The 16,385-nt window shown below is 63.7% G+C and carries 13 protein-coding genes; 7 read left to right on the forward strand and 6 right to left on the reverse strand.

The window, feature by feature from the left end; all coding sequences use genetic code 11:
• The first annotated feature begins 11 nt into the window (after positions 1–11).
• The 7 genes from FPB55_RS08770 to FPB55_RS08800 all read left to right on the forward strand — a co-directional run bounded on the left by FPB55_RS08770 (position 12) and on the right by FPB55_RS08800 (position 9,021).
• Positions 12–1,064: an AI-2E family transporter gene (locus tag FPB55_RS08770; RefSeq protein ID WP_047149931.1), complete on the forward strand. Its 1,053-nt coding sequence runs from the start codon at positions 12–14 to the stop codon at positions 1,062–1,064.
• 175 nt (positions 1,065–1,239) lie between these two features.
• The gene (gene kdpF / locus FPB55_RS08775) at positions 1,240–1,329 is read left to right on the forward strand and encodes a K(+)-transporting ATPase subunit F (RefSeq protein WP_033690477.1); all 90 of its coding nucleotides are present in this window, start codon (positions 1,240–1,242) and stop codon (positions 1,327–1,329) included.
• A gap of 9 nt (positions 1,330–1,338) precedes the next feature.
• The gene (gene kdpA / locus FPB55_RS08780; RefSeq protein WP_144187977.1) at positions 1,339–3,033 is read left to right on the forward strand and encodes a potassium-transporting ATPase subunit KdpA; all 1,695 of its coding nucleotides are present in this window, start codon (positions 1,339–1,341) and stop codon (positions 3,031–3,033) included.
• Positions 3,034–3,042: 9 nt separating this feature from the next.
• On the forward strand, positions 3,043–5,097 hold the full coding sequence (gene kdpB, locus FPB55_RS08785; RefSeq protein WP_144187979.1) for a potassium-transporting ATPase subunit KdpB: 2,055 nt from the start codon (positions 3,043–3,045) through the stop codon (positions 5,095–5,097).
• 10 nt (positions 5,098–5,107) lie between these two features.
• Positions 5,108–5,671 carry a potassium-transporting ATPase subunit KdpC gene (kdpC, locus tag FPB55_RS08790; RefSeq protein ID WP_047149930.1) on the forward strand — a complete coding sequence of 188 codons (564 nt, stop codon included), beginning with the start codon at positions 5,108–5,110 and terminating at the stop codon, positions 5,669–5,671.
• Positions 5,672–5,674: 3 nt separating this feature from the next.
• On the forward strand, positions 5,675–8,329 hold the full coding sequence (locus FPB55_RS08795) for a sensor histidine kinase KdpD (protein WP_047149929.1): 2,655 nt from the start codon (positions 5,675–5,677) through the stop codon (positions 8,327–8,329).
• Positions 8,326–9,021, forward strand: coding sequence for a response regulator (locus FPB55_RS08800; RefSeq protein WP_009683157.1), 696 nt, complete (start codon positions 8,326–8,328; stop codon positions 9,019–9,021). Before FPB55_RS08795 ends, FPB55_RS08800 begins: the two co-directional genes overlap by 4 nt.
• Before the next feature lie 100 nt (positions 9,022–9,121).
• Here FPB55_RS08800 and FPB55_RS26515 read toward each other — a convergent pair whose 3' ends face one another.
• The 6 genes from FPB55_RS26515 to FPB55_RS26190 form a co-directional block, all read right to left on the reverse strand.
• Positions 9,122–9,892, reverse strand: a complete 771-nt coding sequence (locus FPB55_RS26515; protein WP_232961700.1) for a DUF6708 domain-containing protein — start codon at positions 9,890–9,892, stop codon at positions 9,122–9,124.
• A 135-nt stretch (positions 9,893–10,027) separates the two neighbouring features.
• On the reverse strand, positions 10,028–10,807 hold the full coding sequence (locus tag FPB55_RS26520; protein WP_232961698.1) for a DUF6708 domain-containing protein: 780 nt from the start codon (positions 10,805–10,807) through the stop codon (positions 10,028–10,030).
• The gene (locus FPB55_RS08815; protein ID WP_047149928.1) at positions 10,807–13,977 is read right to left on the reverse strand and encodes a T6SS effector BTH_I2691 family protein; all 3,171 of its coding nucleotides are present in this window, start codon (positions 13,975–13,977) and stop codon (positions 10,807–10,809) included. Before FPB55_RS08815 ends, FPB55_RS26520 begins: the two co-directional genes overlap by 1 nt.
• A complete protein-coding gene (locus FPB55_RS08820) occupies positions 13,974–14,933 on the reverse strand; it encodes a hypothetical protein (RefSeq protein WP_144187981.1) in 960 nt (319 codons plus the stop codon). The genes FPB55_RS08815 and FPB55_RS08820 overlap by 4 nt, the downstream gene beginning before the upstream one ends.
• Positions 14,934–15,097: 164 nt before the next feature.
• Positions 15,098–16,003 (reverse strand): LysR family transcriptional regulator, encoded by a 906-nt coding sequence (locus FPB55_RS08825; protein WP_047149926.1) that lies wholly within the window; start codon positions 16,001–16,003, stop codon positions 15,098–15,100.
• Positions 16,004–16,188: 185 nt separating this feature from the next.
• Positions 16,189–16,356, reverse strand: coding sequence for a DUF6026 family protein (locus FPB55_RS26190; protein ID WP_009683150.1), 168 nt, complete (start codon positions 16,354–16,356; stop codon positions 16,189–16,191).
• Positions 16,357–16,385: the final 29 nt, after the last annotated feature.

Genomic DNA, 16,385 nt, shown 5'->3' on the forward strand with positions numbered 1-16,385 from the left:
CGGGTGCTGCGATGGTCAACAATGATCGCCTGCTGGTCCAGATTCTGTTGCTGGCGTTGCTGGGGGCCGGCCTTTGGGTGATGGCACCGTTCATATCGGCATTGCTGTGGGGCGCTATCCTGGCCTTTGCCAGCTGGCCGTTGATGCGCCTGCTCACACGGGTACTGGGGGGGCGCGAGACCCTGGCGGCCAGCCTGCTGACCATGGCCTGGATCCTGATCGTGGCGCTACCGCTGGTGTGGCTGGGTTTCAACCTGGCCGACCACATCCGTGATGCCACCGCGTTCGTCCGTGACGTGCAGGTCGACGGCCTGCCAGATGCCCCGGCCTGGCTGGGGGGCCTGCCGTTCGTGGGCGAGCGCCTGGTCAGCTGGTGGCAGTCGCTGGACCAGCAGGGGGCAGCCTTGCTGGCCTCGGTCAAACCGCACCTGGGGCAGGTTGGCAACTGGTTGCTGGCGCGCAGCGCGCAAATCGGCAGCGGCGTGCTGGAACTCACACTCAGCCTGGTGTTCGTGTTCTTTTTCTACCGTGACGGGCCGCGTTTGTCGGCGTTCGTGCTGCGCCTGCTGCACCGCTTGATGGGCGACCGTGCCGCGTACTACCTGGAGCTGGTGGCCGCCACCGTGCAGCGTGTGGTCAACGGGGTGATTGGTACCGCCGCGGCGCAAGCGCTGTTGGCGTTGATCGGTTTTCTGATCGCCGGCGTGCCGGGGGCCATTGTGCTCGGCCTGGTGACCTTCATGCTCAGCCTGATTCCCATGGGGCCGCCACTGGCCTGGATCCCGGCCACCGCCTGGCTGGTGTGGAAGGGCGAGTACGGCATGGCGGTGTTCCTCGGTATCTGGGGCACGTTCGTCATCAGTGGCGTGGACAACGTGCTCAAGCCCTACCTGATCAGCCGGGGCGGCAACCTGCCGCTGGTCATCGTACTGCTGGGCGTGTTCGGCGGCCTGCTGGCGTTCGGCTTCATTGGCCTGTTCATCGGGCCTACCTTGCTGGCGGTCGGCTACAGCCTGTTGCTGGACTGGAGCCGTAACGCCGTAGAGCAACCGCCCCAGCACTAGCCTGTACGGGCCCGCTTCGCGCAGGCGTGCGCGAAGCGGGCCGCGCCGCCGCCTCGACACCCTGATCTTTACGCATTCTTTATACCCCTCGCTGCCCCTCCATCTCGTTCCTTTACACCCCTTCCTCGGACAATTCCCCAAAGCGGCCCAAGCCGCATCTCGGGGAGAACCACACATGAACATGCTCGACGGGCTGTCACTGCTACTGGCAGTGGCCTTGGCGTTTTATCTGCTGGTGGCGCTTTTGCGCGCCGATCGCGGCTAAGGAGCGGCCATGCACAGTTACGACTACGCCTTGCTCCTGGCATTCTTCGCCCTGGTGCTACTGCCGGCACCCTGGCTAGGGCGTTTCTATTTCAAGGTCATGGAAGGCCAGCGCACCTGGCTGTCACCCGTACTCGGCCCGGTCGAGCAGGCTTGCTATCGGCTGGCGGGGGTGGATGCCCGCCAAGAGCAGAACTGGCGCCAGTACACCCTGGCGTTGCTGAGCTTCAACCTGGCCGGCTTCCTGCTTTTGTTCACGGTATTGCTGCTGCAGGGCTACCTGCCCCTCAACCCGCAGCACCTGCCTGGCCAGGAATGGTCGCTGGCATTCAACACCGCCGTCAGCTTCGTCACCAATACCAACTGGCAGGCTTACAGCGGCGAGGCGTCGGTCAGCTACCTGAGCCAGATGCTTGGCCTGACGGTGCAGAACTTCGTCAGCGCCGCCACGGGCCTGGCCGTGCTGGTCGCGCTGTGCCGCGGTATTGCCCGGCGTAGCAGCGCAACGCTGGGCAACTTCTGGGCCGACATGACCCGCGCCACCCTTTACGGTTTGCTGCCGTTGTGCCTGTTGCTGGCGCTGCTGCTGGTATGGCAGGGCGTGCCGCAGACCTTTGCCGACTATGCCCACGCGTTGACCCTGCAAGGTGCCGACCAGAGTATCCCGTTGGGCCCGGCCGCCAGCCAGATCGCCATCAAGCAGCTGGGGACCAACGGCGGCGGTTTTTTCGGCGTGAACTCGGCGCACCCGTTCGAGAACCCCACGGCCTGGAGCAACCTGTTCGAGGTGGCATCGATCATCCTTATTCCGGCGGCCCTGGTGTTCACCTTCGGCCACTACGTCAAGGACCTGCGCCAGAGCCGCGCCATCCTTGCCTGCATGCTCGCATTGTTCCTGATTGGCGGCAGCACGGCGCTGTGGGCCGAGCACCAGCCCAACCCGGCGCTTGCAGGCGAACAGGTCCAGCAGAGCGGCCCCATGGAAGGCAAGGAAAGCCGCTTCGGGACTACCGCTTCGGTACTGTGGACCGTGACCACCACTGCCGCATCCAATGGCTCGGTCAATGCCATGCACGACAGCCTCAACCCGCTGACTGGCATGGTGGCGATGGTCAACATGATGGTCGGTGAGGTGATTTTTGGCGGTGTCGGCGCAGGGCTGTACGGCATGTTGCTGTTCGTGTTGATCGCCGTGTTCCTGGCCGGGCTGATGATTGGTCGTACGCCGGAGTACCTGGGCAAGAAGCTGCAGGCCCGTGAGGTGCAGTTGCTGGTGGCCACGCTGCTGGTGATGCCGCTGGGTGTGCTGGTGCTTGGCGCCATCGCTGCCAGCCTGCCGGGCCCGGCAGGGGCGGTCAGCAACCCGGGGGCGCATGGTTTCAGCCAACTGCTGTACGCCTACACCTCGGGTGCCGCCAACAACGGCTCGGCGTTCGCCGGGTTCAGTGCCAACACGGTGTACCACAACCTGATGATCGGCCTGGCCATGCTGATCGGCCGCTTCGGCTACATCCTGCCGGTACTGGCCTTGGCCGGCAGCCTGGCGGCCAAGAAGACCGCGCCCCTTGGAGTCAACAGCTTCCCCACCCACGGCCCGCTGTTCACCGGCCTGCTGCTGGTGACCATCCTGCTGGTCGGTGGCCTGACATTTTTGCCGACCTTGGCCCTTGGGCCGATCGCCGAACATTTGAGCCTGGGTTTTTGAGGATCGACCATGAATATGCCCATTCCTGAAATGAAAGCCCGGCACAGTGCCAAAGACCAGACCCGGTTTGCGGCGCTGTGGCGCCCAGCGCTGGTACAGGCCTTGGTCAAGCTCGACCCACGCCAGTTGCAGCGCTCGCCGGTCATGCTGGTGGTGGCGGTGACGGCGCTGCTGACCACGGTACTGTGTTTTGCCCCTGGCAGTGGCGTCAGCCGCGGCGTGGCCGTGCAGATTGCCCTGTGGCTGTGGTTCACCGTGTTGTTCGCCAACTTTGCCGAAGCCCTTGCCGAAGGGCGCGGTAAAGCCCGCGCCGACAGCCTCAAGGCCGGCAGCCAAGGCTTGACCGCCCAGCGCCATCAGCGTGACGGCCACTATGAAACGGTAGCTGCCGGCGCCTTGCGCAAAGACGATGTGGTGCGTGTGGTGGCCGGTGAAATGATCCCCGCCGATGGTGAGGTGCTCGAAGGGATCGCAGCGGTCAACGAGGCAGCGATCACGGGTGAGTCGGCGCCGGTCATTCGTGAATCCGGTGGCGACCGCTCGGCCGTCACCGGTAACACCCGGCTGGTTTCCGACTGGCTGCTGATCCGCATCACCAGCAACCCGGGCGAGTCCACCCTGGACCGCATGATTGCCCTGGTCGAAGGTGCCAAGCGGCAGAAAACCCCCAATGAAGTCGCCCTCGACATCCTGCTGATCGGGCTGACGCTGATCTTCCTGATCGTGGTGGTGACCTTGCAGCCATTCGCCCACTTCGTCGGCGGCAGCCTGCCGCTGATCTTTCTCGCTGCCTTGCTGGTGACGTTGATCCCCACCACCATCGGTGGCCTGTTGTCGGCCATCGGCATTGCCGGTATGGACCGGTTGGTACGGTTGAACGTGATCGCCCGCTCGGGCCGTGCCGTGGAAGCGGCCGGGGACGTGCATACCCTGATGCTCGACAAGACCGGCACCATTACCTTCGGCAACCGCCGTTGCAGCGCGCTGCACGCTGCACCGGGGGTAACCGCGCGGGAACTGGGGGAGGGCGCCCTGCTGGCCTCGCTGGCCGACGACACCGCAGAAGGCAAGTCGATCGTCGAGTACCTGCGTCAGTTGCATGACGTTGTCGAGCCCCCTGCCGGGCACTACGAAGCCGTGGCATTCAGTGCCGAAACGCGCCTGTCGGGCATCGACTTCCAGCAGCGCCGCTACCGCAAGGGGGCCGTCGATGCGGTGCTGGCATTCGTCGGCATGCAGCGCCTGGACATGCCGCCAGCGCTGGCCCGTGAGGTTGAACGCATCGCCCAGAGCGGTGGCACGCCCTTGCTGGTGTGCCTGGACAAGCGCCTGCTTGGGGTGATCCACCTCAAGGACGTGGTCAAGCCTGGCATCCGCGAACGCTTCGCCGAATTGCGCAAGCTGGGTATCCGCACCGTGATGGTGACCGGTGACAACCCGTTGACGGCTGCTGCCATCGCAGCGGAGGCCGGGGTGGATGATGTGCTGGCCGAGGCCACGCCGGAGAAAAAGCTGGCGCGCATTCGCCAGGAGCAGAACGACGGCCGCCTGGTGGCCATGTGCGGCGACGGTGCCAACGACGCCCCGGCGCTGGCCCAGGCCGACGTAGGCATGGCCATGAATGACGGCACCCAGGCGGCGCGCGAGGCGGCCAACATGGTCGACCTGGACAGCGACCCGACCAAGCTGCTGGACGTGGTGCAGGTCGGCAAGCAGTTGCTGGTGACCCGGGGGGCGCTGACCACCTTTTCCATCGCCAATGACGTGGCCAAGTACTTCGCCATCCTGCCGGCGCTGTTCGCTGCAATCTACCCGCAGTTAGGGGTGCTCAACCTGATGCACCTGGCCAGCCCGCAAAGCGCGATCCTTTCGGCCATCGTGTTCAATGCCCTGATCATCGTCGTGCTGATTCCTTTGGCGCTACGGGGTGTGCGGGTCCAGGCGGCCAGCGCTGCCCACTTGTTGCGGCGCAACCTGTTGATCTACGGGCTGGGCGGCATCGTGGTGCCGTTTGCCGGCATCAAGCTGATCGATCTGTTGCTCAACGCCCTGCACCTGGTCTGAGGAGGCCACCATGAACGCTTATCTACGCCCTGCCTTGAGCCTGGCCTTGACGATGACCTTGATCACTGGCGCGCTATACCCCCTGGTGGTGACCGGAGTCGCCCAGGTGGCTTTCCCGGTACAGGCCAACGGCAGCCTGGTGCGCGATGACCAGGGCCAGGTGCGGGGTTCGGCCCTGATTGCCCAGAACTTCCAGGGCGATGGCTGGTTCCATTCACGGCCTTCGGCAGGCGCCTACGCCACCGTGGCCAGCAGCGCCAGCAACCTTGCGCCGAGCAACCCGGCGCTGGTGGCGCGGGTCCAGGGCGATGCGGCGCTGCTGTACCAGGCCCAGCAAGGGCCGGTACCGCAGGCGCTGCTGACCACCTCGGGCAGCGGCCTGGACCCGCACCTGCCACCGGCGGCGGTGGCCTATCAGATTCCCCGGGTCGCAGCGGCGCGGCAGTTGCCCGTGGCGCGCTTGCAAGCCTTGCAGGAAGAGGCCACCCTCAGGCCATTGATCGGCCCGCCGGTGGTCAATGTGCTGGCGTTGAACCGGGCCCTGGAAAAACTCGCCAGCAAGAGCAAAGGATGAAACATGAGTGATTCCGCGCGTGCAGACGCGTTGTTGGCTACCCTGCCGCGCACCGGCCGTGGCCGGCTGAAGGTGTTCCTCGGTGCTGCGCCGGGGGTGGGCAAGACCTTCGCCATGCTGCAAGCCGCGCATGCCCAGCAACGCCAGGGCGTGCAGGTAGTGGCCGGGGTGGTCGAAACCCATGGCCGTGGCGAAACCGAGGCGCTGCTTGCCGGCTTGTTGCAGCAGCCCATGCTGCGCAGCCAGTATCGGGGGGTCACCCTTGAGGAAATGGACCTCGACGGCCTGCTCGCGTGTGCGCCAGCCTTGGCACTGGTCGATGAGCTGGCGCACACCAACGCCCCCGGCAGCCGCCACGCCAAGCGCTGGCAGGACGTGCAGGAGCTGCTGGCCGCGGGCATCGACGTGTACACCACGGTCAATGTGCAGCACCTGGAAAGCCTCAACGACAAGGTGCGCGACATCACCGGCGTGCACGTGCGCGAAACCTTGCCTGACTGGGTGCTGCAGGAAGCCTTCGAGCTGGTGCTGATCGACCTGCCACCGCGTGAGCTGCTGGAGCGCTTGCGTGAAGGCAAGGTGTACGTGCCCGAGCAGGCGCGGGCCGCCATCGATGCGTTTTTCTCGCAAACCAACCTCACCGCTCTGCGCGAACTGGCCATGCAGACGGCCGCCGCCCAGGTCGATGCCGACCTGGCCCATGGCTACCGCCAGCGCGGGCAGGCAGCCCCCGCGTTGCGCGGCCGGCTGCTGGTCGGTGTGGATGGCGATGACCAGGCCGAGCGCCTGGTGCGTCACGCCAGCCGCGTGGCCCAGCGCCGCCACTTGCCGTGGAGCCTGGTGCACGTGGACAACGGCCGTTTGCGTGACGAGGCAGCCCGCCAGCGCCTGCAGGCGGCCCAGCAACTGGCCGAGCGCCTGGGAGGCGAAGTGGTGTTGCTGCGTGCCGGTGAAGTGGCGCGCACGCTGATCCAGCATGCGGCCGAGCGGCGCGCCAGCCTGGTACTGGTCGGCCAGTCGCGCGACCGTGTGCACCGGCGCTGGTTCGGTGCAGGGGTGGCTGCCCGGCTGTTGCGTGAAAGCCATGGGCTGGAAATCAACGTGCTAGACCGCGATGTACAGCCCTCGGCGCCGCGTTCGGCGGTGCGCCGGGTGTGGGTCTGGCGGCACTACCTGCTGGCGTTGCTGGCCACCGGGATGGCCGCAGGCCTGGCTTGGGCCGTGTCGAGCGTGCTGGCACTGCCGAACATCTCGCTGGTGTTTCTGGCCGCGGTGCTGCTGGTGGCGGTACGCAGCAGCCTGGGGCCGGCCCTGGCCTGCTCGGCACTGTCGTTCCTGGCGTATGACTTTCTGTTCATTCCGCCCAATTTCTCGTTCAGCATCCAGCGCGAAGAAGATGTGCTGACGCTGGTGTTCTTCCTGCTGATGGCCGCCCTTACCGGCAACCTGGCCGCCCGCCAGCGCCGCCAGTTGCAGGCGCTGCGCGAAACCCAGGCGCAGACCAGCCAATTGCTCGACCTGTCGCGCAGGCTGACGGTGGCCACTGACCGCCAGGCCGTGTTCAACGCCGCCGGGCAGCACCTGGGCGGCTGGCGCGACCTGCAAGTGTGCCTGCTGCAGCGCACTGCCGATGGCCAACTGCAGGTGGCCAGCGGCGAGCACCAGGGCTTCAGCGCCACCGAGCGGGCCGCCGCCGATTGGGCCTGGCAACACGGGCAGGCCGCCGGGCACGGCAGCGACACCCTGCCGGAGGGGCGCTGGTGGTGGTGGCCACTGGCGGTGGATGAGCAACCGCTGGCGCTGTTGGGCGTGCGCCCACGCTCAGGCCAGCCGCTGAGCGACCCGCGTCGGCGCCTGCTGATCGCCCTTGGCCAGCCGCTGGCCCAGGCCCTGGCCCGTGCCCGCCTTGCCGAACAACTGGAAGCCGCGCGCTTGCATGGCGAGACCGAGCAGCTGCGCAGTGCCTTGCTGGCTTCGGTATCCCACGACCTGCGCACCCCATTGACGGCCATGCGCGGCAGCATCGACAGCTTGCTGGCGCTGGGCGAAGCGATTCCGCTCGACGACCGCCGCGAGCTGTTGGAGGGCACCCGCGACGAGGCCGAGCGCCTGGACCGCTACATCCAGAACCTGTTGGACATGACACGCCTGGGGCACGGTGGCCTCAAGCTGGCCCGCGACTGGGTGGCGCCAGCCGATATCGTCGGCAGTGCGCTCAACCGCCTGCGCGTGGTGCTGGCGCCGCTTCGCGTGCACACCGACGTGCCCGGCGATCTGCCGCTGCTGTTCGTGCATGCGGCATTGATCGAGCAGGCATTGGTCAATGTGCTGGAGAACTCTGCGCGCTTCTCGCCGGCCAATGGTCGGCTGGAATTGCGGGTGGCGGTGCAGGACGAGCGGCTGTGCCTGACCGTGAGCGACCAGGGGCCGGGCATTCCCGTGGCCGAGCGCGAAAAGATCTTCGACATGTTCTACACCGCCGCCCGTGGCGATCGCGGCGGGCAGGGGACTGGCCTGGGCCTGGCCATCTGCCAGGGCATGATCGGTGCCCATGGCGGGCAGATCCTGGTGGGCGAAGGCATTGATGGCCAGGGCACCGGCATCACTTTATGCTTGCCGCTGCCCCCGCAACCTGCAGCCGAAAGTGAAAGCCCATGAGCCAGCCCGCCACCCTGTTGGTTATCGACGATGAACCGCAGATCCGCAAATTCCTGCGTATCAGCCTGGCCTCGCAAGGCTACAAGGTGCTCGAGGCGGCTACCGGTGCCGAAGGCTTGGCCCAGGCGGCCTTGGGCAAGCCGGACCTGGTCGTGCTGGACCTGGGCCTGCCTGACATGGACGGCCAGCAGGTGTTGCGGGAGCTGCGGGAATGGAGCTCGGTCCCGGTGTTGGTGCTGTCAGTGCGTGCCAGTGAGCTGCAGAAGGTCGATGCGCTGGATGGTGGGGCCAACGACTATGTGACCAAGCCGTTCGGTATCCAGGAATTTCTCGCCCGGGTCCGTGCGTTATTGCGCCAGGTGCCGCAAGCCGGGGGCTCTGAAGTGAAGGCCAGCTTCGGGCCGTTGACGGTGGACTTCGCCTTTCGCCGGGTAACCCTGGAGGGCGTGGAGGTGGCGCTGACACGCAAGGAGTACGCGCTGCTGGCGTTATTGGCCGGGCACCCGGGGCGAGTGATGACCCAGCAGCAACTGCTCAAGGATATCTGGGGGCCCAGCCATGTGGAGGATACCCATTACCTGCGCATCGTGGTCGGGCACCTGCGCCAGAAACTAGGCGATGACCCTACGGCGCCACGCTTCATCATCACCGAGGCGGGGGTGGGTTACAGGCTGGTGGCGCCTGTTGCCTAGCGGAAAATCGCGCTGGTTGCGGCTGGATCACGCAGCGCCGACCACGCGGCTGCCTGGGGGGAACAGGTTCTTCGCCCGGTGAATTGAGCATCGGGTGACTTCATGGTGCTGTTCTAGACTCCAGGTCCATTTCGGCCGGCCATTCCACTTTAGGGGCCAGGCGCAAGGCGAACTCACACCAGAGTACGTCGTTGTGATCCTTCGGCTCCCCAGGTGGGGGTAAGGCGCTGGGGCCATGCTGCATGTAAGTGCAGATGTAAGCCCATGCATGCTGATCCGCCCCCATGGTACTCAGGGGAAACCGGTCGATGACGTTGTTTGTTCCGGGTGCGACGATGGACAGCACCACCCCACATTTGAAACTGGGCGCACCGTTTCCCGGCACGCCACGGTAAAGCCAGCGCTCGGCGCGCACTTGCGACCAGTCGTAGCAGACTGGCTCGACTTTCCAGGTTCCGAAAGGCTTCCACCAACAGTCTTTGAAGTTGTAGGCATAGATTTTTTTTCGTTTCCGGTTGAAACGAATGGGTTCGTCGCGAGGGGGGCATATGCACCTTCGAATTAAAAATACACACACCCATGTTTCGAGGATCAGCGAAAGAGTGCCAATGAATACTTGCTCAGAATCGAGATATGCAAAACTTTTTATCATGTCGAAAGGAATTGTTGCAATGATGAAAATTGCAGGTAATGTAAAGAGGATTACTAGTTCCCTAGCCCAGCTTATAGCTCTAGATACTTCAAGATAGATTGAATCTTGATGATTTGGAGATTTGTAGCCTAAGCTTGGCTCAGTTGTACACGGGTCATCAGGAAGAGGGAGGTCCTCCTTCCAGAAAGTGCAGGGAGGATTAAGCAGCGGGCGAGACATTGAAAGATGCTCCAGAAGCGATTAATTTTGTATCGATTTTTACAAAGCTCGATTGGTCGTATCTGCAGGGTGAATACACAAGCAAGCGCTCAATGCCCTCCAGGTTGTTGTCCCAGCATCGAGTTAACTCACTGCCTAATTACCTAGAGATGCTGTTCTCGACTCCCGATCCATTTCGGCCGGCCACTCGACTTTAGGGGCTAGCCGCAAAGCGAGTTCACACCAGAGTACGTCGTTGTGATTCTTGGGCTCCCCAGGTGGGGGCAAGGCGCTGGGGCCATGCTGCATGTAAGTGCAGATGTAAGCCCAGGCATGTTGATCCGCCCCCATGGTGCTCAGGGGAAACCGGTCGATGACGTTGTTCGTTCCGGGTGCGACGATGGACAGCATGACCCCCCATTTGAAAATGGGGACACCGTTTGGCAGCATGCCGCGCTGAAACCATCGCTCGGCACGGACTTGCGACCAGTCGTAGCAGACTGTCTCGACCTTCCAAGTTCCGAAGGGATTCCACCAACAGTGTTTGAAGTTGTAGGCATAGATCTTTTTTCGTTTACGGTTAAAGCGAATAGGCTCGTCGCGAGGGGGGGATAGGCTAATGCGAATGAAGAAGGCAGATGCCCATATTCCGCCGGCTAGCAGCAAGACGCTAATAAGTATGAGCTCAGAATCAAGAAGTTCAGAAATCTGTATTATATTAAGAGGTAAGGTGGCAGTGAAGATAATCATAGGAAATGAAAAAAATAACATCAATTCCCTGGCTCCGCCCAAAGGCCTAGCTATTTCGAGATAGATCATATCTTGGTGGTTAGGAGATTGATAACCTAAACCAGGCGCAGTTGTGTTTGAGGTATCTGGCAATGGAAGGTCTTCCTTCCAACCTTTGCAAGGAGGGTTCAGCAGCGGGCGAGACATTAAAATATGCTCCAGACTGAATTCATTATGTTCTCGATTATCACCACTTTAGCGTGGCTCGATTTATCGTTTCTGTTAGGCCAGTAGGCGAGCGTCAACTCAACTTTCTCTATGTTGTGGTTGTCCAGGAGCGGGAGTGAACCAGTAATGTGAATTGTTCTGTCGAGGGATTTGAGAGTAAAGTATTTTTCAAGGCTTCCTAAGTCAGCGAGAACGCCGCCCAAATCACTTGGGATGTGTTCGATTTTACCAGTATCCGAGCTATAAGCAGCGGTACAGCGTTGTCGATCAACACCTGCTGGGATAATTGCGAGATGCCATTCGTACTTGGTAAGTTCGGAGGTGGCACTCGGCAGCCTAAGATCTACGTCGAGATAAAAACCCGTTGCAACAGAATTTCCGTCATTGAGCAGTGCCCCTACTGAATGTGGCGTTTGTGCGGTGTGAGAGGATTGGAACCTCGTTCTGATCGACACGTAAGCATGTAGACCAATGACTGCTGCATTGAATGCACTTACCGCGTTGCTAAGGTCCTGTTCGTCGATCCAGCGTCGATGCCCCTCTGGCTTTCCCCATCTACTATGTCGGGCCCACAACTCCAGCAATGAGGACTCATGGTTGTTGGCGATCGTCGCCAGCGTGTAGGCCGCCAGTCCCAAAAAAACGATAAAGCCTAGCGCTATGAGCGATGCTCCCAAGAAAGCAATGCCAAAGCCCGCAGAGGCTACTGATACCCAGGCAGCGCCTTTGTATAGGAAGTTCGCTGACTCATCACCTTCACGGCCAGTTCGAAGGCCGGCATTCCAGTACTGCACGGCATCCATAACACCAGCCATCGCCGCGATGCCGCCGCCGTACCGCGCAATACTGATGCCCAAACCCGCCGTTAGTATCTGCCCAGGGCGCTGTGTACGTGCGAATACCTGCGCAACAACCAGTCCTGCGGCCTCAACACTGGCACCCAGCACCCCCAGCGATGAAGACCAGACCGCCGCCTGCGCCTCGGGGTTGTGCTGATGGGTCTGCTGTAACGCCCGGTAGTTTCTACGCAGGCTGTCCTGCTGAAACCACAGCCCGCCCAGCGCAAGCAGCAGGCCGACGCTGCCCGTACCGGTCGCCGCATCCCGCAGGCTACGCATTGCATCGCTGGCCACGCTTTGCGCCGCCACCGAACTGATCTGCAGCCCGGCAGACACCTGTGCCTTTACCGAGGCTGCACCGATCGCCACATTGCGCACCAGCGCGCCGAAACCTTCGGCCGTCGACGTTTTCAGCTGGACCAACCGTGCCTGTAATTGCTCGGCGCCCTCGAAGGTCCACAGCACCACGTCGATCATCTGGTTGCGGTTACCGACCGCGGCGATATTGATTGCGCCGCTCAGCACCATGGCGCGGACCTTGCGCCCCACGGGGTCGCGGAACTGCTGGTCGACCTGCTGCAGAAATGCATCGGTACGGATTTGCAGGGCCTCGTCGAGCACGCTCAGGTACTCGCCGACGGTCAATGAAACGCGCAGCGGGGTTACGTGCTGCCCGGCATACAGCGCGAAAGCCGCCCGGTGCACATGGCCGACCAGGGTGCGGCTGCGTTCGCTGAGGTGCTGGGCGAGCGTATTCCCTGCGCTGGTGGTCGCGGCCAGCAGTTGACCGATGGCATCCCGCAGCGGCTTGACCATCAGCAACTGGCCCTCGGGGGTGCCAGCGATGGCTTTGATGATGTCGTAGACCTTGCCGAAGTCGTCGCCTGCCAAGCCGCCGATCACGTGCTGCAGCAGCGTCTGGTTCCTGGCCATCAGCGCCTGGTACAACAAGCTGTGCTCGTCTTCCAGCAGTTGCTGCCAGACGAGCTGCGTCATACCCAGCGGCTGACCTTCCTCGGGCATCAGTTCGCTAGGGCCCCCGGCCAGGCAGTCGGCGATCATCTGGATGAAGTACTCGACCGAGACCGGGTCGGCAGCGTCGTAGTCGAAGCGAGCGATCTGGTGAAACGCCGGCTGGGCGTAGTGCAGCGCGTACAGCTGGCCAACCTGGTCGATCATCGACTGCCAGTGGTTCAGTTCACGGTCGTAGCCAGCCTGGAACGCCGCGCGGGCGCTTTCGTCGTAGCGCGCTTGCAAGCGGTCCCGGGCCTGCTCCTGGTTGCGGGCGGTGTTGCGGCGGGTCTGCCTTGCGATATCCACTGGCGGCAGGTGCGCCTTGATGCCGACGGGGCTGTCGTTCCACTGCTCGACCTGGCGTGCCTTACGCTCAGCTGCCTCGGCGCCCTGTGCGGCGGCCGTGGCAGCATGCAGTTGCTGGATGCCCAGCAACGCCTGGGAGGTGAAGTACTCGAAGTGCCGCTGCGGCTGCGCGCGCCATGCCTGCATGGCCTGGACCCAACCTGTGCGCTGAGCGTTCAGTTCCACCACCATGCCGACGGGGTCGGGCAAGGTCAGCGCCAGCACACCGTTTGGCAATTGTTCCCGGGCAATGACGGTACGCAGATAGTTGTGGGTTTCGGACCACCGACCCAAACGGCTGTAGAAGCCGTGAGCACTCGTGAACCGGGCCGATGAAAAGGTGGAGAACTCGAGCACGCCCTCCATGCCGAAGCGGAAACTGTCGGTCATGGCGATGCCGAGGCTGGCGGGGTCGTTGCGTGCACGGTGCAGGTCGACTTCGACGAAGCGGGCGAGGGTAGCCGGGTCTGACTGGGCGATGGCTTTGCGGTAGCGGTCGAGCACGGTGCGCGGCCACGGATCGTTGGCGAAGGCAACCCAAGCGGTGCGGTACAGCGACGTGTCGATGTTGATGAACGAGGCGATGACGTCATGGCCTGCGGTGGCACACCATTTGGGCAATGGCCTGGGCGGCCCCAGCGGCATCTGCGATACCGGAAACCGCTGCAAGGTGGCATCGGCCGCCACTGCGTAGGCCTGCCAGGTGGCCTGGTCGAGCAGTACGTAAACGTAGCCTTGGCGCAACAGGCGGAGCTGGTCGGTGTGCATCGGGTGGTAGGTGATTTCGCTGTCACTGGCCCAGCGAAACAGGTGCCCGGCATCGGGGCGCGGGGCATAGGCCTCGCGCAGCAGCAGGATGGGCAGGCCAATACGCCCGCAGGCGTTGCAGCCGCCGTGGCTGTTGGGGATTTCTTCCTGCATGGCGGCATGGATGGTTGCACTGATGCTCATGAGTAGCCTCCTGCCTGCGGCAGGTCGGCGACGATGCGTGCCCAGGCACTGTCGCCGTAGCGGGCGAAGCAGGCTGCCAGGCGTTGCTGGCCAGCCACCGCCCGTGCCACATCGCGCTGGATGGTCGGGTGCTCCAGCAGCAAGGGGTGGACCATGAGCAGGTGCAGGCACATGCACTGGATATCGCCACGGTCGCGCAGGCCCTGCTTGAAGGCCCTGATCATCAGGTTCATGACATGGACGGGCGCGTTGGCCGGCAAGCCGGATGAGCCTGGGCATTGGCCACGGGTGGCGCCAGTTTGCGCGGTCGCCAGGCGATGCCAGGCACTGAGCAACTGAATGATCTGTGGCGCGACGCTCTGGGTTGCGCGGACTTCCCGGGTGATGCGCAGCTCGCCAGCCGGCGATGGCCGTTCGAGCACCGTGCAACTGCCGCAACCATCGGGATGCAGCCAGCTGCGAATCGGCCCGAGTACTGCGCCAGCATTGTTCAGGGTGACGCGCAGCAACGCCAGCCTCACGGGTTCGTACCAGGCCGTGATGCCATGCGGGGCGGGCTGATGCAGCACATGGCACTGCTGGCTGATATACCGGGCAATGGCATCGGCGGGTTGATCGCTGAGCAGCCAGGCACACACGTAGTGCCAGGTGGCCGTAGCCTCTCGGGCGGCGTAGGTTGCGCTCAATGCGGCCAGCGCGCCGCACGCCTGGCCGGGGCGGGCCAGCCGCACCAGCGCAGGCCAGCGTTCAGGGGCCTGCACCAGGCCGCTGCTGTCGATGCGCGTTACGGCGTCACTGCCCAGCGCCTCGGCCAGCCTGGCGATGTCCAGCGGGTGCCCGCCCGGGCAGCTAGCGAAGGGGGCCAGCAGCAGGTAAAAGGCTTCATCGGGGTGGCGGTGCCGGTGCGCGAAGTCATCCACCGACTGCTGGTAGCCGCGTGCGGCTTGGCTCGACATGAGAAGTTCCTTTTCTTCTGGATGGCGAGCGCGAATCTAGCGAGGAATCGCTTCAGTGGGCAGTTACTGGAGTCTTAGTGCGCGGTAGGAATTTTCTTTTTTTGAATCAGGCCGCAGCGTGCCGCCGGCACCCCTTGGCCTGCCCGGCGCTGGGCGCCCGCCGTTCAGGCCCTGGGCGGCTCTGCCTCGAAGCACTGGCGCATGACGTCCAGATAACGGCGGGCGCCCAGGCCCAAGGGGCGTGCCTTGAGCCAGATGATGTCCACCCACAAGCGCAAGCGGCTGGCCATGTTGTCGAAGCGCACTTCGGCCAGCGCGCCGGATGCAATCAGCGGTTCCACCAGGGGTTGTGGCAGGTATGCCCAACCCAGCCCGGACTGCACCAGATCCAGGGTGGCCAGGTAGCTGTCGGTCAGCCAGATGCGCCGCGACAGCACCATGCGCGGGTCCGAGCCGGTGGGCTTGCCCGAAGCCACGATGATTTGCCGTTGCTCGGCGAAGGCTTCTTCGGGCAGCGGCGTGCCGCTGTTCTGCCCGGCCGGATGGCGCGGCGAGGCCACCGCAACCAGCAGCTGGCTACCGGCTTCGAGGAATGACTCGCGCTCATCGATGCCTGGCCGCTCGAACACCAGTGCCAGTTGCACGCTGCCTTCGTGCAGCAGGCGAATGGCCTCGGTCTGGGTGGCCGAGCGCACTTCCACTTCCAGGCTGGGAAACGCCTGGGCGAGGGTTTCCAGTGGCTGGCTCCAGCGCCCGGTCTGCAGTTCGGGCGCCATGGCGATGGTCAGGCGTTTCTCCAGGCCCTGGTGCAATTGCAGGGCCTGGGCGTCGAGCAGGTTGAGCTGGCAGATCACTTGCCTGGCTTGAGGCTCCAGGGCCAGGGCGGCGCTGGTGGGCAGGGCCTTGCGCGTTGCCCGGTCGAACAGCGGCAGGTCCAGTTCGGCCTCGAGTTGAGCGATTGCCATGCTCACCGCGGACGGCACCCGCCCCAGCTTGCGGGCGGCGGCGGAGAACGAGCCGGCATCCAGCACTGCGAGGAAGATTGCCAGGGATTCGCTGGAGAAGGCCATGTTCGCTGAACCTGATGTGGGGGCGTTGGTAGCCGATGGTACTGGATGGGGTGGCCGGTGCAGGGTTCGAGTTTTTCGAGGCCTGAAATCGCGCGCCTTGAAGGCGAACCCTTCACAATTCAACTTTTACCGCGGGGCAGGGCTGCAGCGTGGGAGCGCAGGACTCCCACCGAGGGCGGGGGGAATCAGAGGTCGATGGCTTTAGCGGCGATGCGTGCCTGGTCCAGCAACACGTTCAGCTCGGCGACCTGTTGGCGCAGTTGGTCACGTTCGTCTTTGAGTTTACGCAGCTCATCACGGCGCACGGAGACATAGAGGGTCTGGGTTGGGGTTGCAGGCATCAAGGTACCCATGAGCACACCTCGCGGTTTTGGCTGGTGAC

Source organism: Pseudomonas sp. BJP69 (assembly GCF_007633355.1).
Classification (GTDB): Bacteria; Pseudomonadota; Gammaproteobacteria; order Pseudomonadales; family Pseudomonadaceae; genus Aquipseudomonas; species Aquipseudomonas juntendi.

Excerpts from the sequence above, each read along its gene's own strand:
- FPB55_RS08770 (WP_047149931.1), top strand. The coding sequence starts at position 12 with ATGGTCAACAATGATCGCCTGCTGGTCCAGATTCTGTTGCTGGCGTTG.
- kdpF (WP_033690477.1), top strand. The coding sequence starts at position 1,240 with ATGAACATGCTCGACGGGCTGTCACTGCTACTGGCAGTGGCCTTGGCG.
- kdpA (WP_144187977.1), top strand. The coding sequence starts at position 1,339 with ATGCACAGTTACGACTACGCCTTGCTCCTGGCATTCTTCGCCCTGGTG.
- kdpB (WP_144187979.1), top strand. The coding sequence starts at position 3,043 with ATGAATATGCCCATTCCTGAAATGAAAGCCCGGCACAGTGCCAAAGAC.
- kdpC (WP_047149930.1), top strand. The coding sequence starts at position 5,108 with ATGAACGCTTATCTACGCCCTGCCTTGAGCCTGGCCTTGACGATGACC.
- FPB55_RS08795 (WP_047149929.1), top strand. The coding sequence starts at position 5,675 with ATGAGTGATTCCGCGCGTGCAGACGCGTTGTTGGCTACCCTGCCGCGC.
- FPB55_RS08800 (WP_009683157.1), top strand. The coding sequence starts at position 8,326 with ATGAGCCAGCCCGCCACCCTGTTGGTTATCGACGATGAACCGCAGATC.
- FPB55_RS26515 (WP_232961700.1), bottom strand. The coding sequence starts at position 9,892 with ATGTCTCGCCCGCTGCTTAATCCTCCCTGCACTTTCTGGAAGGAGGAC.
- FPB55_RS26520 (WP_232961698.1), bottom strand. The coding sequence starts at position 10,807 with ATGTCTCGCCCGCTGCTGAACCCTCCTTGCAAAGGTTGGAAGGAAGAC.
- FPB55_RS08815 (WP_047149928.1), bottom strand. The coding sequence starts at position 13,977 with ATGAGCATCAGTGCAACCATCCATGCCGCCATGCAGGAAGAAATCCCC.
- FPB55_RS08820 (WP_144187981.1), bottom strand. The coding sequence starts at position 14,933 with ATGTCGAGCCAAGCCGCACGCGGCTACCAGCAGTCGGTGGATGACTTC.
- FPB55_RS08825 (WP_047149926.1), bottom strand. The coding sequence starts at position 16,003 with ATGGCCTTCTCCAGCGAATCCCTGGCAATCTTCCTCGCAGTGCTGGAT.
- FPB55_RS26190 (WP_009683150.1), bottom strand. The coding sequence starts at position 16,356 with ATGGGTACCTTGATGCCTGCAACCCCAACCCAGACCCTCTATGTCTCC.